The organism is Zestomonas ipomoeae (assembly GCF_057128665.1).
Window position 1 is genome coordinate 145476 of sequence record NZ_JBSKHQ010000001.1, and the last position, 24675, is coordinate 170150.

24 protein-coding genes are annotated in these 24675 nt (G+C 62.5%); 6 read left to right on the forward strand and 18 right to left on the reverse strand.

From position 1 onward, the window contains the following. Window positions 1–4: 4 nt before the first annotated feature. From ACWKV7_RS00620 to ACWKV7_RS00650, 7 genes are all read right to left on the reverse strand, one after another. On the reverse strand, window positions 5–1165 hold the full coding sequence (locus ACWKV7_RS00620; protein WP_483855692.1) for a MalM family protein: 1161 nt from the start codon (window positions 1163–1165) through the stop codon (window positions 5–7). Window positions 1166–1172: 7 nt separating this feature from the next. Then, window positions 1173–2765, reverse strand: a complete 1593-nt coding sequence (locus ACWKV7_RS00625) for an outer membrane protein transport protein (RefSeq protein ID WP_483855693.1) — start codon at window positions 2763–2765, stop codon at window positions 1173–1175. An 18-nt stretch (window positions 2766–2783) separates the two neighbouring features. Next, window positions 2784–3782: a transporter gene (locus ACWKV7_RS00630; protein ID WP_483855694.1), complete on the reverse strand. Its 999-nt coding sequence runs from the start codon at window positions 3780–3782 to the stop codon at window positions 2784–2786. A gap of 89 nt (window positions 3783–3871) precedes the next feature. Beyond that, window positions 3872–4633 carry a C39 family peptidase gene (locus ACWKV7_RS00635; protein WP_483855695.1) on the reverse strand — a complete coding sequence of 254 codons (762 nt, stop codon included), beginning with the start codon at window positions 4631–4633 and terminating at the stop codon, window positions 3872–3874. Between the two features lie 85 nt (window positions 4634–4718). Further along, window positions 4719–5147: a DUF6160 family protein gene (locus ACWKV7_RS00640; RefSeq protein WP_483855696.1), complete on the reverse strand. Its 429-nt coding sequence runs from the start codon at window positions 5145–5147 to the stop codon at window positions 4719–4721. A gap of 242 nt (window positions 5148–5389) precedes the next feature. Beyond that, entirely contained in the window at window positions 5390–8101 is a 2712-nt protein-coding gene (locus ACWKV7_RS00645; RefSeq protein WP_483855697.1) for a winged helix-turn-helix domain-containing protein, read from the reverse strand. Next, window positions 8098–10809: a winged helix-turn-helix domain-containing protein gene (locus ACWKV7_RS00650; protein WP_483855698.1), complete on the reverse strand. Its 2712-nt coding sequence runs from the start codon at window positions 10807–10809 to the stop codon at window positions 8098–8100. Before ACWKV7_RS00650 ends, ACWKV7_RS00645 begins: the two co-directional genes overlap by 4 nt. 221 nt (window positions 10810–11030) lie before the next feature. Between ACWKV7_RS00650 and pabB the strand changes: the two genes are divergently transcribed. Beyond that, a complete protein-coding gene (pabB, locus tag ACWKV7_RS00655) occupies window positions 11031–12377 on the forward strand; it encodes an aminodeoxychorismate synthase component I (RefSeq protein ID WP_483855699.1) in 1347 nt (448 codons plus the stop codon). Between the two features lie 40 nt (window positions 12378–12417). Here pabB and thrH read toward each other — a convergent pair whose 3' ends face one another. Continuing rightward, on the reverse strand, window positions 12418–13035 hold the full coding sequence (gene thrH / locus ACWKV7_RS00660) for a bifunctional phosphoserine phosphatase/homoserine phosphotransferase ThrH (protein WP_483855700.1): 618 nt from the start codon (window positions 13033–13035) through the stop codon (window positions 12418–12420). A gap of 189 nt (window positions 13036–13224) precedes the next feature. Here thrH and ACWKV7_RS00665 point away from each other — a divergent pair, with 189 nt between their 5' ends. Next, window positions 13225–13959: a phosphoadenylyl-sulfate reductase gene (locus tag ACWKV7_RS00665; RefSeq protein WP_483855701.1), complete on the forward strand. Its 735-nt coding sequence runs from the start codon at window positions 13225–13227 to the stop codon at window positions 13957–13959. 50 nt (window positions 13960–14009) lie between these two features. Here the strand turns inward: ACWKV7_RS00665 and cysB are convergent, their stop codons facing one another. The 5 genes from cysB to ACWKV7_RS00690 form a co-directional block, all read right to left on the reverse strand. Then, entirely contained in the window at window positions 14010–14984 is a 975-nt protein-coding gene (cysB, locus tag ACWKV7_RS00670; RefSeq protein WP_483855702.1) for an HTH-type transcriptional regulator CysB, read from the reverse strand. A 127-nt stretch (window positions 14985–15111) separates the two neighbouring features. Further along, window positions 15112–15612 (reverse strand): universal stress protein, encoded by a 501-nt coding sequence (locus ACWKV7_RS00675; RefSeq protein ID WP_483855703.1) that lies wholly within the window; start codon window positions 15610–15612, stop codon window positions 15112–15114. A 73-nt stretch (window positions 15613–15685) separates the two neighbouring features. Continuing rightward, window positions 15686–16591 (reverse strand): 5'-nucleotidase, encoded by a 906-nt coding sequence (locus ACWKV7_RS00680; RefSeq protein ID WP_483855704.1) that lies wholly within the window; start codon window positions 16589–16591, stop codon window positions 15686–15688. A 6-nt stretch (window positions 16592–16597) separates the two neighbouring features. After that, window positions 16598–17554, reverse strand: a complete 957-nt coding sequence (locus ACWKV7_RS00685) for a putative 2-dehydropantoate 2-reductase (RefSeq protein WP_483855705.1) — start codon at window positions 17552–17554, stop codon at window positions 16598–16600. Beyond that, entirely contained in the window at window positions 17555–17944 is a 390-nt protein-coding gene (locus ACWKV7_RS00690) for a thioredoxin family protein (protein ID WP_483855706.1), read from the reverse strand. It lies immediately after the preceding gene. On the opposite strand from ACWKV7_RS00690, the gene ACWKV7_RS00695 reads away from it, so the two are divergent. Both ACWKV7_RS00695 and ACWKV7_RS00700 read left to right on the forward strand, forming a co-directional pair. Beyond that, window positions 17943–18362, forward strand: a complete 420-nt coding sequence (locus tag ACWKV7_RS00695) for a PilZ domain-containing protein (RefSeq protein ID WP_483855707.1) — start codon at window positions 17943–17945, stop codon at window positions 18360–18362. The genes ACWKV7_RS00690 and ACWKV7_RS00695 overlap by 2 nt on opposite strands. A 153-nt stretch (window positions 18363–18515) precedes the next feature. Then, complete coding sequence (locus ACWKV7_RS00700; RefSeq protein WP_483855708.1) at window positions 18516–19592, forward strand: 3-deoxy-7-phosphoheptulonate synthase; 1077 nt, start codon at window positions 18516–18518, stop codon at window positions 19590–19592. Window positions 19593–19651: 59 nt separating this feature from the next. On the opposite strand, the gene ACWKV7_RS00705 is transcribed toward ACWKV7_RS00700, so the two are convergent. Together ACWKV7_RS00705 and ACWKV7_RS00710 are read right to left on the reverse strand one after the other, a co-directional pair. After that, window positions 19652–19930: a GNAT family N-acetyltransferase gene (locus ACWKV7_RS00705; RefSeq protein WP_483855709.1), complete on the reverse strand. Its 279-nt coding sequence runs from the start codon at window positions 19928–19930 to the stop codon at window positions 19652–19654. Between the two features lie 19 nt (window positions 19931–19949). Further along, window positions 19950–21314: a hypothetical protein gene (locus tag ACWKV7_RS00710; protein ID WP_483855710.1), complete on the reverse strand. Its 1365-nt coding sequence runs from the start codon at window positions 21312–21314 to the stop codon at window positions 19950–19952. Between the two features lie 251 nt (window positions 21315–21565). Between ACWKV7_RS00710 and ACWKV7_RS00715 the strand changes: the two genes are divergently transcribed. Then, entirely contained in the window at window positions 21566–21817 is a 252-nt protein-coding gene (locus ACWKV7_RS00715; protein WP_483855711.1) for an Lpp/OprI family alanine-zipper lipoprotein, read from the forward strand. A gap of 120 nt (window positions 21818–21937) precedes the next feature. Here ACWKV7_RS00715 and ACWKV7_RS00720 read toward each other — a convergent pair whose 3' ends face one another. The 3 genes from ACWKV7_RS00720 to ACWKV7_RS00730 form a co-directional block, all read right to left on the reverse strand. Beyond that, the gene (locus ACWKV7_RS00720) at window positions 21938–22912 is read right to left on the reverse strand and encodes a L,D-transpeptidase family protein (RefSeq protein ID WP_483855712.1); all 975 of its coding nucleotides are present in this window, start codon (window positions 22910–22912) and stop codon (window positions 21938–21940) included. A 75-nt stretch (window positions 22913–22987) separates the two neighbouring features. Next, window positions 22988–23269, reverse strand: a complete 282-nt coding sequence (locus ACWKV7_RS00725) for a hypothetical protein (RefSeq protein ID WP_483855713.1) — start codon at window positions 23267–23269, stop codon at window positions 22988–22990. A 104-nt stretch (window positions 23270–23373) separates the two neighbouring features. Then, window positions 23374–23979 carry an arylesterase gene (locus ACWKV7_RS00730; protein WP_483855714.1) on the reverse strand — a complete coding sequence of 202 codons (606 nt, stop codon included), beginning with the start codon at window positions 23977–23979 and terminating at the stop codon, window positions 23374–23376. A gap of 10 nt (window positions 23980–23989) precedes the next feature. Between ACWKV7_RS00730 and ACWKV7_RS00735 the strand changes: the two genes are divergently transcribed. After that, a complete protein-coding gene (locus tag ACWKV7_RS00735) occupies window positions 23990–24673 on the forward strand; it encodes an ABC transporter ATP-binding protein (protein WP_483855715.1) in 684 nt (227 codons plus the stop codon). Window positions 24674–24675: the final 2 nt, after the last annotated feature.

Here is a 24675-nt window from a genome sequence, read left to right on the forward strand (position 1 = left end):
GCCGTCAGCGCACGATTGCCAGCTCGAAGCCGCCCTCATCGGCATGGGCGTGGGTCTGCATGCCGACTTCGTTCACCTCCAGCGCCTGCAGCGGCCGTTTGAACGGCTTGTTGTCCAGGGTGCTGAGGCTGCGATCCTCGTCGGTCGTCAGCAGCAGCACATAGCGCTCGCCTTGCCCGCCCTTGACTAGCACCGTGCCTTCGATGAAGGCGTAGCGGTACCAGGTTTCGCCGTGCAGTTGGTACACCGTATCGCTGACCAGCCGGGTCGGCCGCTTGGCCTCGTCGAGAAACAGCAGCGAGGGATAGACCAGCTTCTGGTTGGCGAAGCTGCGCACGCGCAAGCCGTAGGTATGCCCGGAGCGTGGCAGTTTGAGGGCGGCGTAATAGCTGCGCCCCATGGGGAAGTCGAAGCTCGGCGAATAGCGGTTCAGCTCTTCGTAGCGTGGCTGGTCGGCGGACAGCTCGGTAAAGTCGCCCTCAACCAGTTGCCCGCAGCACTGGTCGAGCAACTCTTGGTAGAGGCCATTCGCGCGCTCCTCGCTGCCCGCCAGCAGCGACCGCAAGGCATCGGTGGGCTGGCCGTCGAGCCCCGGCAGCACAGGTGTGCGCTGCTCGAACCTGATCTCGCGCCCCTCGCTGAAGCGGATCGACTGGCTGGCCGCGGCTGCCTGCGCGTGCGTGCCGCGCTCCTGCGCCGGCACCGTCGAGTTGTGCATGCGGCCTTGCTCGTCGACCCAGGTGTAGTAAGGACTGCCGTACTCGCTGCGCACGAAACCGCGCCCTTCCAGCACGTCGGCATCGATATAGTCGCTGCTGCGGCTGCCATCGGGCAGCAGGTAGCCGCCTGCGGCGCTCTGCTGCTGGGCACCGGCATAGAAGCTGCTCTGCAGGTTGCCGTTGGCATCCACCCAGGTGAAGTAGCGCCGCTTGCTCTCCCCCGCGCTCACGCTGCCGGGCCATTGGGTCGCCCCGGCGGCGGGCTGGCGAGTCTGGTCGTTGAGGCGGATGCGCCGCTGCGCCTGCTGCTTCAATTGCGCATAGCGGTCGCCAACGAAGGTGTTGTGCACCCGCCCCGTGTCATCCACCCAGGTCAGGTAGCGGCCGCTGCTGGCCTGGGCCGGAAGTACGATGAACAGGGCGAGGCAGATCGGCAGGCAGCGCATGGCGTTCTCAGAAGGTGGTGCGGTAGGTCAGCGCGAACACGTAGGCTTTGACGCTGGTTTCGATATCCAGATCGGCATAGGGGTTGTACACCATGTTGTCGATGCCCGAGCAGTTGACGTTGCAACTGCTGTTCCCCGGGATCTTCTGCTTGCTGACCAGATAGTTGAAGCCGACATCGATCACCGTGTCCTTGTCCCAGCGATAGCCCGCACCCAGGCCATAGAGCTGGGCATCGCCGATGGGCGCGAGCACGTCCGCCTTGTTGTCGGGAATCGCCGAGGGTCGCGGCTCGTAGCCGAAGCGCAGGCTCAGACGGTCGTTGACCTCGTACTGCACGCCCAGCGCCCAGCTCCAGACCGACTCGTAGCCACGGTCGAGAATGATGCTGGTGGAGGTGGCGTTCTTCGAGGCGAAGATCTTGGCGATGGTCAGTACATCCAACTGGCGATCGAACTCCAGCTCGAATTCGTTCCAGGCGGCATAGTCAGTCCACTTCACGTCGAAATTGATCTGCCACTTCGGGTGCGGCTTGAGCTTGATGCCAGTGGCGAAGTGCGCCGGATAGGTCATGTTCATCGAGACGTTGCCCACCTCCTCGTCGAACAGGCCATCCGGCGTGATCGAGCTGAAGATGCCGCCGAAGAACGAGGAGTCCAGGCCCTGCCAGAAACCCTGCCAATCCTTGGTGTACTCGACCCGGTACTTACCCTTGAGCCGCGTCTTCGCCTCGCTCTGGTACACCGCGCCCCAGGCGAACCAGTCGCTCGGTTCCCAGAGCACGCCGAGGTTCCAGGTCGGCGACAGCGATTGCTGCATGTCGATGTCGATATTGGCGATGCTGCTGAACGGCCCGAGCTTGCCGCCACAGATGTTCAAGATGATTTCGAACGGGTTGCCCTGCACGGTGCACAGGGCATTCTGCGCCTGCTCCACCAGGCCGGTCAGGATGTTGGCCGCGCGAAAATCCTGGTTCAGCGCCATCGCCTGGTGCGAGAAGCCGATGGACAGCCCAACGGACAACTCGTCATTTACCTGGTACGCCAGCGACGGGGAAAAGTAAGTCAGTCGCTGCATCACCACGTGCTTGCCCTGGAAGCGCGCCGGATCGTCCTCGTCGCGGGAAAAGCCCAGGGCCTGTGGTGTGTAGATATTGGTGGCGAAGGTGAACTTGGAGCCCGGCGGGTTGATCGACAATCCCGCCAGCGGTGCGAACAGCAACGGTACCTCGGTGGCCCCGCCCATGCCCGGCAGGTAGACCGCCGAGGTGGTGGTACGGCTGGAGGAATTCGCCACTGGGTCGCTGCTCAGCCCGAAGAAGTTCTTGCCGTAATCCGACGGCGCATCGAAGTTCGCCCGGATATCCATGATCCCGGTAATGAACTTGGTCGCAGTCTGCCGGCCCTTGAGCTTGGTCAGCGCCGCCGGGTTGTAGTGCACCGCATCGATGCCGCTGGAGTCCGCGGTGATTGCATTGCCGAGCGCCATGGCCTTGGGGCTGCCGATGGTCAGGTTCTGCGCCAGTTGCGCCTGTGCCAGCCCGCTCCAGAGCAGCAGCACCCCGCCTATCGCCCGCGCCAGCGACGAATATTGCCTGTTCATATCGTGCTCGCTCGCCGGTCAGGGGGCCTTCAGGCCTTTGATGTCCAGGGGCATGGATACCCCCAGCAGGACGTCCGGCGAGTCTTCGGTCATGCCGAAGCCTGCGTTGATGTTGACGATATGATCGGGCGCGGTGCGCAGCCCGAGGGAGAAATTCATCACTGCACTGGTCTGCTCGGTACCCTCCATCTCGCCATCGCGGAAGGTAAAGGTGGGCGCGAGGGTATGCGACATCTGGTAGGACGCCGCCAGGGAGACGTCGTAGGACAGCGCATAGGCGAAACCCATGCTCATCGACAGTGCCGAGCCAGGCTCCACTTCCTCCAGCAGGCGGCCGCCGCGCACCTGGCTGACGCTCATCGGCACGTTGTAGGTGTAGCCCAGCGACCCGAATAGAACGACCGGGTCGATCACATAGGACAGGTTGGCGCCGAAACCAAGGCTGTAGTAGCCGCTGCCGGTGGACAGGTCGCGGTCGCTGTCGACGTCATACGGGCTGACTCCGGTGGGCAGGCCAAGGGTCGCATAGAGCGTGGTCACCGGCCGGCCGCGGGTGGACGTCCAGGGCTGCCAGCGCAGGCTGGTGGAAATATCGCCGAGGCTGTAGACGTTGAGGTCGCGCTCGGTGTCGTACTTGGCGACCAGCGGCAGGCGCACGCTGAAGGTCAGGTTGTCCCAGACCCCATAATCGAAGGTGAAGGAATTGGTGAAGGTGTGCTGCGCCTCACTGTGGCCGATCACGCTGTAGACGTTTTGCCCGGTGCGAATCGTCTCGATCTGGGTGTCGCGCACCAGCGAATAATCGAACCCATAGGTCAGCGTGCGCTCGCCTTTCTTCAGCAAGGTGTAGCTCTTCTCGGCGGCCTGGAAGACTTCCTCCAGCGCCTTGGCGCTGTCGGCATCGTCCTCCTTCTTGCTCAGGGCCTCACGGGCCTTGTCGACCTCTTCATCGGCCGCAAGCGGGCCGGCGGCCAACAGCGTCAGCATGGCCAGCCATGCATACCCCCAGACTTTCATGACGCTATCCCCAGTGACGTTGACAGCACATCCTGTGCAGCGCTTAGCGCTGAACAGGTCGGCGCCCTCTTATTGTTCTTTGCCGGGTGTTATTTTCGGCGGATGTACTGAATGTCGCCCCCGGAACCCAGCTGCGTCGCCTGGTTCTCGGTGAACTTGCCGATCTGCGGGAACTCGCGAAAGGCCAACAGGCTGACCATTCGATCGTCCACCAGACGCAAATCGCGCTCGCTCAGAGCCAGCGCATTGCGCGGCTCCTGCCCGCCGGGAAAGATCACGAACAGCACGTTCTGATTCCAGATTTCCTCGAAGCGGGTGCGGGTGAAACTGATATTGCCCAAAGCCGGATCGGCGACGAACACGTGGTCGTCGTACACGTCGCGCACCACGACGAAGTGCTTGAAACCGCCGTACTCGATGGAAACGATGGCTGGGTGCTCCAGTTCGTCCAGATCGGAAAAACCGGCACGGAAGCCCCCGCTCTGGTAGCCCAGGGCAGCGACGAAGCGCTTCATGTCAAGCAGCGAAAACCCACGTCGCTCGACGATCTTGTCCGCCTCGCCATAGCGCAACAGCCCTTCCATCACCTGGCGCTCCTGCAGATTGCGGCCGAGGAAATAGTCGAGCAGGGTGGTCAGCGCGGCGGAGCCGCAGCTGTAGTCGTAGGCCTGGTGAATCACGTTGCGAAACTGCAGCTGACTCATCGGCTCCAGTACCACGGACTCACGCAATGCACCGTTCGGCAGCAACGGCTGGGAGAGATTGACCGTGCCCGGCGGCGGCGCCTTGGTCTCCACCGTTTCGGTGAAACCCCAGACGCCCAGCAGGCTGCCCAACAGAATCTCGATCATTCGCCCTATGCTCAATCAGGAGAAAAGCCCTACCGGCAGGGGCCGATAAGGCTTTTCCAGGCTCAACAGGTCGCTGTCAGGCGGATCAGTGACCCCAGACCTTGACGGTGGTACCGGCCATGTTCATGTCGTTGATGGCCAGACCGCCGATGCTGGCGGCGCTGGCATCGCCGACCTTGATGGCGCCAACGCTGACCTGACCGGTGATGGTCGGCAGGCTGATCTGCAGCTGCTGGGTGCCACCGCCGTTGGTCACGACGTCCACCATTACCGGAGCGCTGTCCGAAATATTGAAACCGGTAAAACCGATGGATTCCATACGCAGGGAACCACCACCAGTGTCGCCGTCGGTGTAGACCATGCTACCGATGGTGCCATTGAAGTTACCGGAAATGCTGATGCCGTCCTGACCGGTGACGGTGGCCAGTGCGGAGTCATCCATTGCCTTGAGGTCGGCTTGAGCCATGAACGGGGCGGCCAGGGCAGCGGCCAGAACCAGTTGTTTCACTTTCATTGTTTTTATCTCCAGTGTTCACAGGGGGTTGTACCCGGGGCACTGCCTCGACTCCTGTCTTCGGCAGTTGGACCGGCTCACGCCGATCTCCAGGCCCAGCGCTGCTTCCGTAGGCGCGCGAGGCTTGGATTCGGGAAGCACGCGGCTTCTCGTCCTGTGAACAAAGTACTGGCAGCCCCCTCGGCTGCCAGCCCATCCAATGAATGGAGCACTGGCCAGCCGCCAGACCGCCGTGCCCTACCTCAGGCCTCGCTGAGCAGGCCCAGGCTCTTGCCCTTGAGCACCGCCTGGGTGCGGCTGCGCACACCGAGCTTGGCGAACAGGTTATGCAGATGCCACTTGATGGTGGCCTCGGAAAGATGCACCGCCTGGGCGATATCGCGATTCGACAGGCCCGCCGCGACGAATCTCAGGATTTCCCGCTCCCGATGGCTAACATCTTGATTTTCATCGAAAGTTTCCGGATCGATGGAGAGCCGGCGGCATTGCTCGCGAAGGGTTTCGGCCAGACCCTGCCAGGCATTCGCCTCTGCCGGCTCGGTAGCTTGCCAGGCTTGCCAGAGCGGCAGCAGCCAGAGTGCATCGTCGAGGAACAGGCGGCGATAGCCGCTGCTCCAGGCTTCCTCGATGGTGGGCTGGAGCAAAGCGAAGGCTTTCTCGCTGTTACCCTTGCGCCAGTACGCTACAGAGAGTAACAAGGCCGCCCGCAGGCGCCGGTCGCGCTGGTGCTCCGCCGTCTGTTTGGCCAGGTAGGGCTCCAGGCTGGCCTGCGCCTTGTCGGCGCGGCGCTCGCACAGGGCCAGGCGTGCATCGGCCAGCGCCAACGCGCCCTGCGCATCGGGATAGCGCCCCACCGGCAGGCCGGCGAGGTGCCGCTCCAATTGCAGGCATGCACGCTCGGCCTCGTTGGGCCGACGCAGCCACAGCAGGAACTGCACCTTGCACCCCATGCCCAAGGCGAATACCCGCTCGTAACCCGGCCCCTGCAGGCCCGCCAACCACTCGTCGAGCTGCGCCAGGCCCTGCTCCGGCTCGCCGGCGAAGAAGCGCGCCCGCGCCATCACCAAATGCCCCCGGCTGATCAGCTCGATCGGCGTGGCGACGTCACGCCAGGTGGTGGCCAGCGGCAGTTCGGCGAGAATCGCCGCGTGGCGATCCTGCTCGTAAAGCAGGTCGGCATAGGCCAGGGCCAGCGGCCCGCCGACCCGACTGCGCCGACCGAATACTCGCTCGACCCGGCTGCGCGCCGACTCGGCGAGTGCCCGGCCACGCTCCAGCTCGCCGCTTTCCTTGCAGATCAGCGCCTCGATCAGGCTGGTCATGACGTGCAGGTATTCGCTATCCACCTGCTTGAGGTAGTCGCGCGCCGTGGCGATCGACTTGGCCGCTTCGCCGAAGTCGCCGAGCAGGGCATAGGCCGCGGCCTGCACACACGAGAGGCTGGCACGGAACACCGGCTGGTTCTCCGGCACCAGGCTCAACCAGTGGCGGGCGACCTGCAGGCAGCTCTCTAGCTTGTCCTGATAGAGCAGCACCAGGGCCTTGAGCACTTGCGCCGCTGCCAGCAGCTCGCCCAACCCGTAATGCATGGTTTTGCCACGCCCCTGCAGCAGGCGCGTACTGACCTCGTCGATCAAGGCTTCGGCTTCGGCGTACTTCTGCTCGAAGCCCAGCTGCCAGCCGTAGAAGATCTGGAACACCGCGTGCTCACGAATCACCTCGGCCGGCATGCCCTTGAGGATCGCGAGGATGCCGTAGACCCGGTTGCCGGCGATCAGGCGCGCGCCCTGGCGCTCGAGCAGCTCGGCGGCGAAGGCATAGTCGCGAGCCCGCAGGGCGTACTTGATGGCGCGATCCGGCAGGTCGTTGCTTTCGCACCAGCGTGCCGCGGCGTGCACCAGCGTCGCCGGGTCGCCGCGCTTGGCCATGCGCCCTTGCAGGAACTCGGCGAACAGATGGTGGTAGCGAAACCACTGGCCCTGCTCGTCGAGGGGGATCACGAACAACTGCTCGTTCTGCAGCCGCTGCAACATCTCCGCGCCATCGTTGCGGCCGCTCAGGGCATTGCATAGCCCGGCACAGAATTCGTCGAGCACCGAGGTCTGGTCGAGAAACAGCTGCACCGCTTCGGGCAGGCTGGCCAGAACGTCCTCGGCCAGGTAGTCGGCGATATTGCGCTCGGTGCCGGACAGCCCGGCGAGGAACTCCGCGCGATCCGCATGCCGCGCCAGTGCCAGCGAGGCCAAGTGCAGCGCGGTGATCCACCCCTCGGTGCGCGCCTGCAGCGTATCCAGCTCGGTCTCGCCCAGATCCAGTTGCTTCACGTCACGGAAGTAGGCCGCTGTCTCCGCGCGCGTCAGGCGCAGGTCTTCGGCTTCGAGGCCGAAGGACCATGAGGCCGCCGCCGGGAAACGCGGCTGGTAACGGGTGCTGGTGATCAGATGCACGTTGCTCGGCAGGTTTTCGATCAAATAGCGCGAGCCTTGATCGAGGGCCGGATGGCGAATGCGGTGGAAATCGTCGAGGATCAGGAAGATTTCGCCGTCCAGGCGTTTGAGATCGGAAATGAACGCGTCGGCCAGCGCCTCCACCGACCAGCTGACGTCACTTTGCAGCAAGCGGGCGGCATTGCTGCCGAATTCCGGCAGGATCTCCTGGATCGCCGCGACGAGGTATTGCAGCAGGCGCTGCGGCTCGCTGTCCGCCTCGTCGCAGGACAACCAGGCAACCCGCGCACCGGTGCCTTGCAGGCGCTCGCGGAACTGGCTGAGCACCGTGCTCTTGCCGAAGCCGGCCGGCGCGCTGAGGATCAACAGGCGCTGTTGGCGCACGTCGAACAATCGCTCGATCAGCGCTTCGCGAACCAGTTGCGGACGGCCGCCAGCAGCGGCGGGAAACAGTTTGGTGCGCAGTAAGGGAACGCAGCGCTGCCGCGATGAACACTCAATAGTCATGATTCGAGCAGACTCAGCTCGCGGGCACGGCGGATCGCCTGGGTCCGATTCCGCACCTTGAGCTTTTCGTAGATGTTGTGCAGATGCCACTTCACGGTACCCAGCGCCAGCTCCAGCTGCCGCCCGATTTCCTCGTTGGACAGGCCCTGCGCCGCCAGGCAGATCACCTCGCGCTCGCGGTCGGTCAGGCCGTCCTCGAGCACTTCCTGAACGCGCTGCGCCTGGCCCGGCCACACCGCCAGCAAGCCACGGACGAAGCCTTGCAAGGCTGGCTGCCGCTCGGCCGCCTCCAGTTGCTGCACCAGCTGCCGGATCGCCTCGCCTTCTTCGATGAACAGGCTGCGCACCCCTTCCCGCTCGGCCTGCAGCAGGCATTGCCCCAACAGGCTCTGTGCACGCTCCTGGTAGCCCAGCCGCTGGTAGCTCAATGCCGCCAGCAGGTCCAGGCGCAAGCGTTGCAGGCCGTGCCAGTTCGCTTGCAACTGGCCGCGCAACTGGGTGATCTCGTGCAGTGCCTCGCTGAAATGACCCCGCGCCTGCTGCAAGCGAATGCGCGTCAGCCCCTGGATCCACAGCACCGGATTGAAAGCGGTCTGGCTGTAGTTGGCAGCCAGCTTCGGCCAGTCGATGCTCTTCAGCCGCTGCTCGGCGCGCTTGAGCCGATCCGCCGCCGGCTCCTGCAGGATCAAGGCGATTTCCTCGCCGACCGCCTGGGCATAGAAGCGCCAGGACTGGTTGCGCGCCGTCAGGTTCTGCATGAGTTGCAGGTTGGCCAGGGCCTCCTTCGGTTTGTCCGCCATGCGCTGGATGCGGGCGAGGCACAGCATGCCCTGGGCATAGAGGTCGATCGGATTGACCACATCGACATTGGCCAAGGCCCAGCGCAGGCGATCCTCCACGCCGTCCAGACGCGTCTGGTGGTAGGCGATCAGCGACTCGGTGATCGCCGGCAGCACCAGCGCCCGCGACTTGGCGCCGAACCAGGGAATGACCCGCGCACGCAATTGCTCGAAGAGCAACTCGGCCTGCTTCACCTGACCCTGCTCCAGCGCCAGGAGAATTTCCACCTGTGCCAGCTGCAGATCCAGGTAGCGCCCCTCGAGAAAGTGACTACGTTGCTGGGCCAAGCCCAACAGGCGGCGGGCCTGCTCCGGCTGGGCAAGCATGACCTGGGCCAGGGCGCCAAGAATCAGCATGGCCACTTCGAGAAACGCGGTGTGCTGGCCAAGCTGCCTTTCCACCTTGCGCGACAGGCTGACGCAAAGTTCGAGATCGTCCTTCTGCAAGGCGATTACCGCCTTCACTGCCAGCGCCGCCAGGTAGTTGTCGTTCAATGGCGAGTCGGAATTGGTTCCGCCCCAGCGCGCAAGCAGCTCGTCGAGCATGCGATTTGCCTCGGGCAAGGCCAGCTCGGCGGCCTTGTCCCAGACATCGGCCAGCACGAGGATCGGATAGCGCTCGGCGATCTCGTCGGGCACATGTTGGCGCCAGCGATAGATCAGGTTCAGTTGTCCGCGATTGATGAGCTCCAGACCGCAGGCATCGACCAGGGCGGCAAGCATCTCCGCGTCTTCAGCCAGGCAGGCATGCTCGATCGCCAGGTTCTGCATGTGGTGGTTGGTGAACCACAGGCTGGCATTGAAATGCAGTTGCTTGAAGCGTTCGGGGTCGCGCTCCTTCAAGCGCGCGCAGAGAAAATCGGCGAACAGGTGATGAAAGCGATACCACTGACGCTCGCGATCCAGCGGCAGCAAGAACAGCTGCATGGCCTCCAGGCGCTCGAGCAGAGCCTGGCCGTCATGACGGCCACACAGCGCATTCGCGAGTTCGCCGTTGAGTTGGCTGGCAATGCCCAGCGCCAGCAGGGCCTCCTGCAGGTCGGCGGGCAGCTGCTCGAACACAGTGCGCAGCAGGTAGTCGCCCACGGCGGCCTGATCGCCGGAAATATCAGCCATCTGCGCCGATGCCTGCGGCTGGTGACGCAGCCAGAGACTGGCCAGGTGCACGCCGATCATCCAGCCCTCGGTGTGCTTGTGCAGCGCGGCCAGCGCCTGCTCGTCCAGCGCCAGGCCACTGCGAGCGAAATAGTGGCGGGTTTCGGCGGCGGTCAGACGCAGCTCATCCAGGCCAATTTCCAGTAGCAGCCCCTTGGCCCGCAAGGTCGCCAGGTTCAGCGGCGGTAGGCCGCGGCAACCGACCGCCAGGGCGAAGCCGGGCGGCGCGAGCATGATCAGCCGATTGAGGGCACCGAACAACTCCGGGTCGCTGATGCAATGCAGGTCGTCCAGCACCAGCAGCAGCGGCTGTTCATGCTGGGCCAGATCCGCCAGCAGGCTCTCCACCACGGCGGCGACCGGCACGCGAATGGTGTTCTGCAGGTAGCCGAGCGCATCTTCGCCAACGCCGGGAATGGCGACCCGCAGCGCATCGATCAGTTGCTGGAAGAAGCGCGAGGGGTCGTCGTCCTCGTCCTCCAGGGAAAACCAGGCCACCGCGCTACCGGCGGCGCGGCGGGCCTCGCACAGGGCGGCGAGCGCGGTGCTTTTGCCGAACCCGGCAGGCGCCGAGAACAGCAGGAGACGGGCATGGGGGTGTGCAGCCAGGGCAGCCTGGACTTGCGGTCTGGGCAAACAGTCGGCGGACGCCTGGGGAGACGTCAATTTGGAGCGCTGAAGGCTGCCGGCAGTTGGATCCGAAACGTCATCCACAGCCTGGATCCCTTGTTCGTTATAGTTTTGGGTGGGAGTTTCAGCTCCGCGGGATCTTTCCATACTAATCAGCGCTGTATCCTCAAGTAAACCCAGACAAGACAGCGTACCGACCGCCATGAACGATTGCTCGACAGCCACACCGCCTTTTTCGACGGCCCGCTAGGATGAACGGCAGCGGCAGTCTACAATCCGCTTCCGCGTTCGTCCGACCGCCAAGCATGTCTACTTGCTCTCTCTATACCCTGCCCTATCGCATCGATCCCGCCGATTACTTCGCCGCAGTGCGCCAAGCGCCCGGCGCAGTGATGCTGGACGCCGGCCGACCGACGGCTCAGCGCGGGCGCTACGATCTTATCAGCGCCTGGCCATTGGCAGAACTGGTTCCTGTTGCCGATGAGTCGGGCAACGCATTCCTGCAACGGCTGCGCGCGGCGTTGGCCGCGCTTGGCACGGCCGAGCCTCCCGCTGGCTACGAGCTGCCCTTCTGCGGCGGCCTGCTCGGCTATTTCGGCTACGACTTCGGTCGCCGCCTGGAGCAATTGCCGAACCAGGCCCGCGACGACCTGCACCTGCCGGATGCGCAACTGGGCCTCTACGCCTGGGCGCTGGTGACCGACCACCAGCTGCAGACCTGCCAGTTGGTGTTTCACCCGGCCCTCGCCGATAGCGAGCGCAGGCGCCTGGTGGACCTGTTCACCCGTCGATCGAGCGGCTCCGGCGAACCTTTTCGCTTGCTGGGCAGTTTCAGCGCGAACATCGACCAGGCGGACTACCGGCGCGCCATAGAACGCATCCAGGCCTATATCCAGGCCGGCGACTGTTACCAGGTCAACTTCGCCCAGCGATTCCAAGCGCCTTGTCAGGGCGATGCCTGGTCAGCCTACTGCAGGCTGAGGGCAGCCTGCCCCACACCTTTTGCCGGTTATCAGGCGTTGCCTGGCGGCGGCGCGATTCTCAGCCTGTCACCCGAGCGATTCCTGCGCGTCAACCGGGGCCAGGTGGAAACCCGCCCCATCAAGGGCACGCGACGGCGCGGCAAGGACGTCCAGGACGACGACGCCCAGGCCGCAGACCTGCTCGGTAGCACCAAGGACCGGGCGGAGAACCTGATGATCGTCGATTTGCTGCGCAACGACCTGGGCCGCAGTTGCCGGATCGGTTCGGTGCGCGTGCCCGAGCTGTTCGCGCTCGAGAGCTACCCCAACGTGCATCATCTGGTCAGCAGCGTGACCGGCGAACTGGCGGCCGGCAAGGACGCCCTCGACCTGATCGCCGGCAGCTTCCCCGGCGGCTCCATCACGGGCGCGCCGAAGATCCGCTCGATGCAGATCATCGACGAACTGGAGCCCACCCGCCGCGCCATCTATTGTGGTTCGTTGCTCTATCTCGATGTCCGCGGGGAAATGGACAGCTCGATAGCCATTCGCAGTCTGCTGATCAAGGATGGGCAAGTCAGCTGCTGGGGCGGCGGCGGCATCGTCGCCGACTCCGACTGGCACGCCGAGTACCAGGAATCCATCACCAAGGTGAAAGTGCTGCTGGACACGCTGGAAAGCATGCCCTGAGGCCAGCCAGTAGAAAGCCCGCGCTCGGCGGGCTCTCTCATTACAGGCTCAGCGGCCGGTTCGAAGCTTTGATGAACTCTCGCTTGAGGTCTTCATAGGTGTGCACCGCCGGGAACTGCGGAAACTCGCGAATGACGTTTTCCGGCGCGTGGAACAGGATGCCGGCATGGGCCTCGCTGAGCATGGTGGTGTCGTTGTACGAGTCGCCGGCTGCGATCACTCGGTAGTAAAGGCTCTTGAAGGAAATGACAGACTGGCGCTTGGGATCCTTCTGGCGCAGTTGGTAATCGACCACCCGGTCGTTCTCGTCGACCACCAACTTGTGGCAAAGCAGCGTCGGGAAACCCAACTGGCGCATCAGCGGCTGGGAAAACTCGTAGAAGGTGTCGGAGAGGATCACGACCTGGAAGCGCTCGCGCAGCCAGTCGACGAACTCCACCGCGCCTTCCAGCGGCTTGAGGGTACCGATCACTTCCTGGATGTCGCCGAGCTTCAGTCCGTGCTCGTCGAGAATGCGCAGGCGCTGCTTCATCAGCACGTCATAGTCGGGAATGTCACGCGTGGTGGCCTTGAGAGCATCGATGCCGGTTTTTTCGGCGAAGGCGATCCAGATTTCCGGTACCAACACACCTTCCAGATCAAGACAGGCAATTTCCACGACAGACTCCCCGCTAGGCACTTGAAAAGAAGGCGGCACTCTAGCCGCTCGCCAGGGACGACGCAACGCGGGCCTTATATCCGGATTGAAGGTTGTCGCTGGATATCGATATTTCGATGCATAAAAGCCTTTTTGCTACCATCCGCGGCACAGCGCGCGCCAGCGCCATAACTATTAGGAAGTCACCTGATGAGCCCAGCATTCGACGTCGCCGAGTTGGCCGCGACCTACGCCAACAAATCCCCCCAGGACATTCTCAAGCTCGCCTTCGAGCACTTTGGTGACGACCTCTGGATCTCCTTCAGCGGCGCCGAAGATGTCGTGCTGGTGGACATGGCCTGGAAACTGAACAAGAACGTCAAGGTGTTCAGCCTGGATACCGGACGGTTGCACGGGGAAACCTATCGCTTCATCGAACAGGTGCGCGAACACTATGGCATCGCGATCGACGTGCTCTCCCCCGATGCGCGCCAGCTCGAACCCTTCGTCAAAGAAAAGGGCCTGTTCAGCTTCTACAAGGACGGTCATGGCGAATGCTGCGGCATCCGCAAGATCGAACCGCTCAAGCGCAAGCTGTCCACGGTCAGCGCCTGGGCCACCGGCCAGCGCCGCGACCAGAGCCCCGGCACACGTAGCCAGGTGGCTGTGCTGGAGCTGGATAGCGCGTTTTCCACTGCCGACCATGCACTGTACAAGTTCAACCCGCTGGCGCAGATGAGCAGCGAGGAAGTCTGGGCGTATATCCGCATGCTGGAAATTCCCTACAACCCGCTGCATGAGCGCGGTTTCATCAGCATTGGCTGCGAACCCTGCACCCGCCCGGTATTGCCGAACCAGCACGAACGCGAGGGCCGCTGGTGGTGGGAAGAAGCCACGCAGAAGGAGTGCGGCCTGCACGCCGGCAACCTGATCGCCAAAGGCTAGGAATGCACAAGCCGCCAAGCACTCGCTTGGCGGCTTGTGTCTTGCCTCGCTCAGTAAGTGGGTAGTTCCACGTCTTCGAACAGCTCGTCCAGCTCTGACTTGTTATGGCACTGCACGGCCTTGGCCAGCACCTCACGGGTCAGGTGGGGGGCAAACTTTTCGATGAAGTCGCACATGAAGCCGCGCAGGAACGTGCCTCGGCGGAAGCCGATCTTGGTCACACTGGCCTCGAACAGCTCGCTGGCGTCCAGCACTACCAGATCCGCGTCCAACTTCGGATCGACCGCCATTTTAGCCACGATGCCGACCCCCAGCCCGAGCCGCACATAGGTCTTGATCACATCGGCGTCTGCTGCGGTGAATACGACCTTGGGCGTCAAGCCGCGGTGGTTGAAAGCCTCATCCAGCTTGGATCGGCCGGTGAAGCCAAATACATAAGTGACGATGGGGTATTCGGCCAGCGCCTCGAGAGTCAGCCGAGGCAGCTTCGCCAACGGATGCCCCTGGGGCACCACCACGCAGCGATTCCAGCGATAGCACGGCATCATCACCAGATCGCCGAACAACTCCAGCGCCTCGGTGGCGATGGCGAAATCCACCGTGCCGTCGGCCGCCATCTCGGCGATCTGCATCGGCGTTCCCTGGTGCATGTGCAGCGATACGTCCGGATACTGCTTGATAAAGCTGCTGATCACCGCCGGCAGCGCATAACGCGCCTGGGTGTGGGTGGTGGCAATGGTCAGGGTGCCCTTCTTCTCGTTGGAAAACTCCTGGGCGATCTGCTTGATGCTTTCGACCTTGCGCAGGATTTCGCCAGCGGTCGTGATGATTCGTTCACCGGCCGGGGTGACCCGAGTCAAGTGCTTGCCGCTACGGGCGAAAACCTCGACGCCCAGCTCGTCCTCGAGCAAACGGATCTGCTTGCTGATGCCAGGCTGCGAGGTGTAGAGGCTCTGGGCGGTGGCGGAAACGTTGAGGTCGTGGTGCGCTACCTCCCAGATGTAGCGCAGTTGCTGCAGCTTCATAGGTATCCCTCAAAGCGGAATAGCGTCTCTCAGCAAAGGCCGGATGACGTTTATAACCATATAAATGGTTTGAAGTGTAAAACTAGACCTATTATTTCAACTTTGCATACCTTTCGTCCCGCCGACCTTAAAGCTCCCAACGACCACGATGCTGCAACATGGGTACGAGGTAGACCGGGACCTCCGACAACTGCACCAGGCGCGCCGCCGTCCGCCCCAGCGGAGTGTCCAGCGCGGTACCATGACTGTGACTGCCTGCGACCAGTAGATCGACCCCCAGTTTCTGTGCCTCATCCAGAATCATCTGCGGCGGATCACCCTGCACCACCCGCACCGTGCGAATCAGGGCCATGTCCTGATGGGCCTCGCCAAGCTCGTCGCGAAAACCTTCCAGCACGCGCTGCTCGATGCTCGCCATGACCGTGCTCAACCCCTTGCTGCGCAACTCCTTGAGCGTCTTCTCGTCCAGGTAGGTCTGCAAGACCGACTCGGCGAACAATCCCATGGGCTCCACCGCGTGCACCACGTGCAGCTCGGCGTTGAATGCATGGGTCAATGTCAAGGCGTGCTGCAATACATAGGGGGCATAAAGACCGAGATCGGTGGCGTAAAGAATCGAGCGGATCATGCGGCCTCCTCGACTGCCTAGCGGGCCTGTAGCTTGAGCTTAGCAGTGCTGCGGCAATCGGCGATTCGCCGTGTCAGCACTGTGGTTCGTTGCTCACTCCGTGGGGCACATGACCGGTGGCGACCACTTCGCGGGCCAACTCGCAATGACCGACCTGGTCGTCGAAGAACACGTCGGCAGCGAAAGCCTCGAGAAAGGGTGCCTTGTCCAGTCCGCCAAGGAACAACGATTCATCCAGGCGGATATCCCATTCCCGCAAGGTACGAATGACACGTTCGTGGGCAGGTGCCGAGCGAGCGGTAACCAAAGCCGTGCGAATAGGACAGCTGTCTTCGGGAAATTCGCGCTGCAAGAGATTCAATGCCGCAAGAAAGGCCTTGAATGGCCCGCCGCCCAGCAGCTCCCGCGCCGCTTCGCGCTCGCGCGCCTGGAATGCCGCCAGGCCACCCTGCTGATAGATCCGTTCGGATTCATCGGAAAACAACACCGCGTCGCCATCGAAGGCAATGCGCAACTCTGCGCTGGCGGCACGACGCGCACCGCCGGACAGGATGGTCGCCGCGGCGAAACCGGCATCCAGTGCACTGCGCACGTCTTCCACGTGGGTGGAGAGAAACAGGTGACTGCCAAAGGCGGACAGGTAGGGATAGGGACTGCGTCCGCCGACGAAGGCCGCACGGGAAATTGCCAGGCCATAGTGCTGAATCGAATTGAACACCCGCAGGCCGGTATCGGCGCTGTTGCGCGACACCAGGATCACCTCCACCCGGGGCTGGCCGAGTCGCAGGTTCAGGCTGAGCAGCTTCTCCACCAGCAGGAAGGCATCGCCAGGCGCGAGAATTTCTTCCTCATGCTCGATCTGATATTGACGATAGGCTTCGACACCTTCTGTCTCGTAGATCCTGTGGCTCTCGCTGAGGTCGAACAGCGCCCGCGACGAAATCGCCAATACCAATTTGTCGCCCAGTCCCTTGCCCATCTGCATTTACCCCCGGTTGCGTGCGTCGAGAAAACGCAGCGCCTGATAGAGCATCGTCGTGCGCGGCATCGGGTGACCGGCGCGTTCGGCCGCGGCCAGGGGCGCGGCGTAGATCGCCTCCAGTTCCAGCGGTCGGTGCTGGACGAAGTCATGGTACATGCTCGGCAGGTAGTCGGGCATGCGCTCGGTAGCCGCCAGCAACTTGCCCGCGTAGCCAGCCGGCATTTGCTTGCCGCAGGCCATGGCACCTTGCACTACTTCATTCATCAGGCTTTCGATCAGTAGACGGCTGTCGGCATTGCCCATCAATGCCGTAGTGCCCGCATCGAGCACCACGGAAAGACCGTTGTACGGTACGTTCCACACTAGCTTTTGCCAGCGCGCCTGCTCCAGGTTCGGCATCGCCGTTGAATCCAGCCCGGCAGCACGCAACATTGCCGCCCCCTCTTCCACGAGAGCCTGTTGCTCTGCGCCAGGCAGTGCCGGCCCGGAGTGGTAGCCCAGATTCACCGCCCCGAGCGCCTGATGCTCGATCTGGCCCGGGCCGGCGCGGTGCACGCAAATGAAGCAGAGCCCGCCGAGCAGATGCAAGCCATCCGGAAGCAGCGGTCGCACAGCGTCTTCCACGCCCAGGCCATTCTGCAGCAGCACCACCCTGGCGTTCGGCGCAGCCGCTTGTGCGATGAGCGGCGCAAGCTCTGCGTTGCTGGTCGTTTTCGCCCCCACCAGCAGCCAGTCGCAAGGCGGCATATCGTCCACCTGGCGATACGCCTGAACCGGATGCAGGTGCAACGCCCCATGCACGCTGCTATTCAACCGCAGCCCCTGCTCAACCACCGCAGGAAACTCGCTGCGCAGCAGGAAATGCACATCGAAGCCGGCGCGCGCCAGCAATAGTCCGTAAAAACCACCAATGGCACCGGTGCCTATGACACCGATCCGCGTGCCCTTGCTTGCAGACATCTAAGGAAGCTCCTCTGGCGGGCGGCCCAAGGCCTCGCCCAGGCCATGCGTGAGATCGGCGGCACTCAAGATCGCGTGCAAACTGCCGAAAAATTGACCATCACGAACAACAAATAGCGCTGGCAAGTGGAAGACCCCATAGCGCTGCACCAGACCACCATCCTGGCCGGCGTCGATCCAGCACAAACGCGCCACCGGGAGCGCCATTTTCGGCAGCTCGCGGCGAGCCCAGCGACAACTGGCACAGCCTGTGCTGGTAAATACCAACAGGGATGTGCCGGGCAGGTTCAGTAAGCGGATATCTGCATCAAAATCCGTCAGTTCCAGTTCGGCCACTATACTGCTTTCAGCAGTGATGTCTTTTTGACGGCATCTGGAGTCTGTGTTCATGCGTAGATTTCTGCGTCATCCCAGCGATATGCCCGTGGAACTGGTGCTGCGCAAGCAGGCCTTCCTGCCTCGACAACGCTTGAACAATATCAGCCTGGGCGGGGTAGCGTGCAACTCGCCCCGCGGCTTTCGCAAGGGCACGGCAGTGGAGTTGCGCATTCCGCTGCTCGGCGACCAGGCGCGCTACCCAGGCATTGTCGCCTGGTGCCGCAAGCAGACCGAGAATTACCTGGTCGGCATCGCCTTCACCGACGAAGAAACCCTGTTCCGCGCGCGCATGGTCGAGCAGGTCTGCCTGATCGAACACTACCGCCGACAACTGGAGCGGGAACAAGGCCATGAGCTGGCGATCGAGAGCGTCGCCCGCGAATGGATCAGCCGCCACGCCGCGGAATTCGCCGCTACCGGCCTGAATTAGCCGTTTTCTGTGGGCATTGGGGACTAAAAGCCCGTCGTCCCATTGTCGAGCCAGCCGCTACGCGCTAAGGTTCCGCTTCCCCAGCTGCGCCCATCCTGCTGCGCTTCGCCACATGGGGATCCCCGCGACCTGAAGACCCTGATGAGTAGCACGATGGCTGATTTACCGATCGACGATCTTAACGTTGCCTCCAATGAGACCCTGATCACCCCGGAGCAACTCAAGCGCGAAATCCCCCTCACCGACGCCGCCCTGCGCACCGTAGCCCACGGCCGCGAAGTGATCCGCAATATTCTCGATGGCAAGGATCATCGCCTGTTCGTCGTGGTGGGCCCCTGCTCCATTCACGACATCAAGGCCGCCCATGAATACGCCGAGCGCCTCAAGACGCTGGCGGCCGAGGTATCCGACACCCTGTTCCTGGTGATGCGCGTCTATTTCGAGAAGCCGCGCACCACCGTCGGCTGGAAGGGCCTGATCAACGATCCCTACCTGGACGATTCCTTCAAGATCCAGGATGGCCTGCACATCGGCCGGCAGTTGCTGCGTGACCTCGCCGAGATGGGACTACCGACCGCCACCGAGGCACTCGACCCGATCTCTCCGCAATATTTGCAGGACCTGATCAGTTGGTCGGCCATCGGAGCGCGCACCACCGAATCCCAGACCCACCGCGAAATGGCGTCCGGCCTGTCTTCGGCCGTCGGCTTCAAGAACGGCACCGACGGCGGCCTGACCGTGGCCATCAATGCCCTGCAGTCGGTATCCAGCCCCCATCGCTTCCTGGGCATCAATCAGCAGGGTGGCGTCTCCATCGTCACCACCAAGGGCAATGCCTACGGCCACGTGGTGCTGCGCGGCGGTAACGGCAAGCCGAACTACGATTCGGTCAGCGTGGCCGTGTGCGAGCAGGAGCTGACCAAGGCCGGTATCCGCCCGAACGTTATGGTCGACTGCAGCCACGCCAACTCCAACAAGGACCCGGCACTACAACCGCTGGTGATGGAGAACGTCGCCAACCAGATTCTCGAAGGCAACCAATCGATCGTCGGCCTGATGGTGGAAAGCCACCTGGGCTGGGGCAACCAGCCCATCCCGAAGAATCTCTGCGATCTCAAATACGGCGTATCCATCACCGATGCATGCATCGACTGGGACACCACCGAGAAGACCCTGCGCAGCATGCGAACCAAGCTGGCCGACGTGCTGCCCAAGCGCCAGCGCAGTTGATCGCGACAGAACGAAAAACGCCGGGCATCGCCCGGCGTTTTTCATTGAGTCGCTGCCAGCTATTGCTTGGCGGCGCGCTGCCGACGCTCCAGATAGCGCTCGACGTAGGAACAGGACGGAATCACCGTATAACCCATGCGCTCGGCATAACTCAGCGCCTGCTCGGTGAGGGCTGCGGCAATGCCGCGGCCACGCAGCGGATTGGGCACAAAAGTACGATAGATATCCAAGGTCTGCTTGCCCAGATCCATGTACGCCAGATAGGCGCGGTGACCATCCACGGTGGCCTCGAACTGGTGACCAGCCTGGTCATGATGGATGGACAACGGTTCGCTCATCACTGCTCCTCTATCCGGGTCAAAACATCACCCGTACCTTATCTATCTTTTCCAGGCGAAGAAACATCTCCGCCGAACCTATTCCAAACTGAACGCTGAGATAAGCCTTGCCGTCCTGCACCTTGTGAAGTATGCCCTGATAGTAAGTGCCGTCGAAGGTGATGAACTGCAAGCGTTTGCCCGCATGCTCAGACAGATCAGCCACGTTGACGAACTCGTAGCGCGGTCCGGATTCGACCTTCGAGTTGGCTTCCGATACGATCCGCTCATCGCCCCTAGGCTCCTTGCGCACACCCACGTCAACCCAGGCGAAACCCAGCGGAGTGACCAACTCCTGATTGACCAGCACCGCAGGACGCAGCATGGCCAGCACATCCTTGGCCTCGAAGAACTGTAGCCCATCCCACACCATACCATCGCTCGGATTGAGCTCCAGGCGCATCGACTGGGGATCCTCGAGATAACGTGCATAGGCATCCAGGACCGGCTGATCGAGCGCGATGCGCTGACTGCGCAATACCCGGTCGAACTGCTGGACCGCCGTCTTGCGATACTCCGCCACGCTCTGCCCCAGCTTGGCGGCACAGAACTCCTGGACCTTGCGCTGATACTGGTTGTCGTTCAGTTCGACGTTCACCAGCACCAGCTTGGGAGGATTGACCAGCAGGTCGCCAGGCTTCTCCGAAACGTTGTCCAGAGCCAGGCCGACGCGCACTTCGCCCATGTCGCGGGTATCCGAGGTCAGGTTTAAGCTTACCCGCTGCATTCCTGGCTGGAACAGGTAGGAGAACTCCAGGTCCGTTTCGAAGGTGCGATACCCCATCTCCAGGAGTTCCTGGGTCCCGATATGGCTGACCCGGCCACACGCCACCTCGCTCATGGCGGTAAAAAGGCTGCGTTCTGCCGGCTCGGCATACAGGCGCTGTATGAACGGCCCATGCACCTCCAGCTCCAGCCCTTCGAGCCGAACTGCCATCTGCTCGGGGAACTTGCCCGCGGCGAGACGCTCCTTGAAGCTCAACAACTCGCCAAGGCTCTTGAATTTCAATTCGGCATGGGAAACGCGCAGGCTATCGCCCAACATCGGCACACTGATATCCAGCCCTTTCAGGCCGACCCGACCGCTGAAGGACGAGCTGATGCCCTCGTAGCGAATCTGCATGATCGGCGACAGCTGCTCGATCGCGTCGTTCATGATGCTGCGCACCGACAGCCAGAGCGACAGCTTGATCAGCAACGCAATAGCCAGAGCGCCCAATACCGCCCATTTGAAAATCTTCGTCATGCCTACATCCTTGGTTCTTCGAGTTGCTTCCGCCATTGACGGGGCGCGCGAGAGTAGCAGGATGCCAGCAGGCACGTCACGCCGAGAGGACATTTCCATGAAGACCGAAGGGGAACCTTGCGCCTCCCGGAGCGTCCCACACACCAAATAATGACGGGGAACCTCGAAGTTGGATGTTTTTTATCCAATTCCCCCTTAGTTGTCATGCAACTGCAGGAATTCCTGCAAAAAAATTTGCAGGCCTTGCGTTGCCTCCGTTTACTTACTAAAAGTTATAGGTAGTATGTAGGCCGGCTAATTTCCCAGCTGGGAAGTTGCTTTATATGGAAGTCCACCTTAAGGGGAACACGATGAACAACGTTCTGAAATTTTCTGCTCTGGCCCTGGCTGCTGTTCTGGCTACCGGTTGCACCAGCATGTCCAAAGAAACCGAAGCTCGTCTGACCGCTACCGAAGACGCCGCTGCTCGCGCCCAAGCTCGCGCCGACGAAGCCTACCGCAAGGCCGAAGAGGCCATGGCTGCTGCTCAGAAGGCTCAGCAAACTGCTGACGAAGCCAACGAGCGCGCCCTGCGTATGCTGGAAAAAGCCAGCCGCAAGTAATAGTCTTTCGAGGCTAACAAGCCGACCCAGAAGTGGGTCGGCTTTTTTATTGCCGCCAGTAACACGCGCAATAAAAAACCCGCCGGCGCATAGCGCTCGGCGGGCTTCACAACAAGGCATTCAGAGCTTTATCGGCTCACTACTTACTAGCGAGGCACCGCCATCGGTAATAGGTTCGGCGATCTCGATGGGCAGTCCATCTTCGGCGGCCACCACTTCTCGAACAACATCCCAATCCAGTCGCAGACTACCGACCAGATCATCGCGCTTCAGCAACGCATTGATGACGGCGGTGTGTTTGTCGACCACGGAAGGCTCGCCGTGATCATCCAGCGGTGCGTGGGCTTCCAAGTAAACCTTATTGGCGCTGATACCGAACTTATAAGGCTCGTTGATAATCCGCACCTTGGTACCGACAGGCACCATGCCCGCCAACTCAAGCACATTGTGATTAAGCATGCGGAAGCAGCCATGGCTGACACGCATACCAATGCCGAACTTCTTGTTCGAGCCATGGATCAGGTAACCCGACACCCCAAGGCTGAATTTGAACGGCCCCAGGGGATTGTCCGGACCCGGCGGCACCACAGTCGGCAACGGATCGCCATCGGCAGCGTGCTCTTCACGGATCGACTGCGGCGGATACCAGGCAGGCTTCGGGTACTTGCCGGTAATGGTGGTATCCGCCACGGGAGACCCCCAGCCCTCGCGACCGATGCCCAGGGGAAAGGTGTGCACCACGTTCTTGCCTTTCGGGAAGTAGTACATGCGGTATTCAGCAAGGTTGATCACGATGCCTTCACGTGGGCCCGGCGGCAGGACATAGCGTGTCGGCAAGATGATTTCGGTGCCAGCGCCGGGTAGCCAGGGATCGACGCCCGGGTTGGCCGCGACCATCTCCAGATAGCCCAGGTCGTGCACCTGGCCGAGATCGGCGAAGGTGTCCTCGTACTTGGCCTGGATGACTTGAACCTGGCCGACGACATCTTCCCCGGGTGGGGGCAATGGCAACTCCAGGGCTGAGGCGGTGCCGGCCGTAAGCAGCGCGGCAAGGGACAGGCAACAACGGGCGAAGGCAGGAGCGCGCGGCGACATCCGGGAAATCCTTGACAGGGCTTGGTTATAAAAGTTTGAGAATTGTATCACCGCGACCAGACGGACCGGGAGAGCTCAATTGGCCTGCCAGACCGGCCATGAGCCCCGCTTCTGCGCCGCCAGCGCATCGCGACAGGCGGCACACAGACGCTTGTCCTTCAACATTGCTCGCTCCAGGCCACGCCAGCGAGGCTGGGCAGGCAGCAGTCCGCCGCAAAGGGTGCGATCGGCATGACCACCAAGCTCCAACTGACGGGCGACCAGATGCATGCGCACTTCGCGACAGGCAAACAGGTCCAGTTGCTCGTCAGGCTCGAGCAACTGGTAGGCATGCAAAGTCCAGGCGGGACGCGGCATCGGCAACTCCAGGGCGGGGGCGCCACCTTAGCCGAAAGCCTTATGGCGGAAAAGTGGCCAGATGGTAGCCACCGGCAGCTTGCCCGACGAACGTCACCGCCGGCTCATAGCAGCGGTTGCAGCACCGGCCAAACGTTTTCCAGCAGCTTCGGCTGCGCTGCCAGCGCAGGATGGATACCGTCGGGCTGCATCATTCCCGGCACACCGCCTACGCCCTCGAGAAAGAAGGGAACCAGGGAAACCTGCTTTTCTTCAGCCAGGCGAGAAAATACCTGGGCGAACGCACGGGTGTAGCGTGCACCATAGTTCGGCGGCAGACGCATGCCCAACAACAGCACATGGGTACCCCTGGCCTGGGCCTGGTCGATCATCGACGCAAGATTCTGTTGCAATTGCGCCGGCGACTGTCCACGCAGGCCGTCGTTGCCGCCCAATTCGATGATCAGCAGCTCCGGACGATGTCGCTCAAGTAGCGCTGGCAGGCGTGCCAGACCGCCTGCGCTGGTGTCGCCGCTGACCGATGCGTTGACCACCTGGTGGTCGTATCCGGCTTCCTCCAGCCGCTTTTCCAGCAGACGGACCCAGCCCTGGCGGCTATCGAGGCCCAAAGCAGCGCTGATACTATCGCCGACGATCAGCAGGGTGCCCGCTGTCACGCTCTGGGTCGACATCGACAACACCAGAGCCAAACCTACCCACCACGCACGCATCGGACTCTCCATGAGCGCAAGCATTCTCACCGCGCGGAACCTTAGCAAAGTGGTTCCCAGCACGGAAGGCGAGCTGACCATCCTTGACGGCCTCGACCTGACGCTCGAGCGCGGCGACAGCCTGGCCATCGTCGGCAGCTCCGGGTCGGGCAAATCCACCCTGCTCGGCCTGCTCGCCGGCCTGGACTTGCCCAGCTCTGGCAACGTGTCTCTGGCCGGACGCGACCTGGGCGCGCTGGACGAGGATCAGCGAGCGCGGGTGCGTGCCGAGCATGTCGGCTTCGTCTTCCAGTCCTTCCAGCTGCTGGATAGCCTCAACGCCCTAGAGAACGTGATGCTCCCACTGGAACTCGAAGGCCACGCAGAGGCCCGCGGGCGGGCGCATGAGTTGCTCGAGCGGGTGGGGCTTGGTCAGCGGCTCGGCCACTACCCGCGGCAGCTTTCCGGGGGCGAGCAACAGCGCGTCGCCATTGCCCGAGCCTTTGCTGCGGAACCGGATGTGCTGTTCGCCGACGAGCCGACCGGCAATCTCGACACTCATACCGGCGAACGCATCTGCGACCTGCTGTTCGAGCTCAATCGCGAACGCGGTGCCACCCTGGTGCTCGTCACCCATGACGAACGCCTGGCCCACCGTTGCCGCCGCTTGATCCGCCTGGAAAGCGGCCGCCTGGTCGACAGCGTGGAGCCCTGATG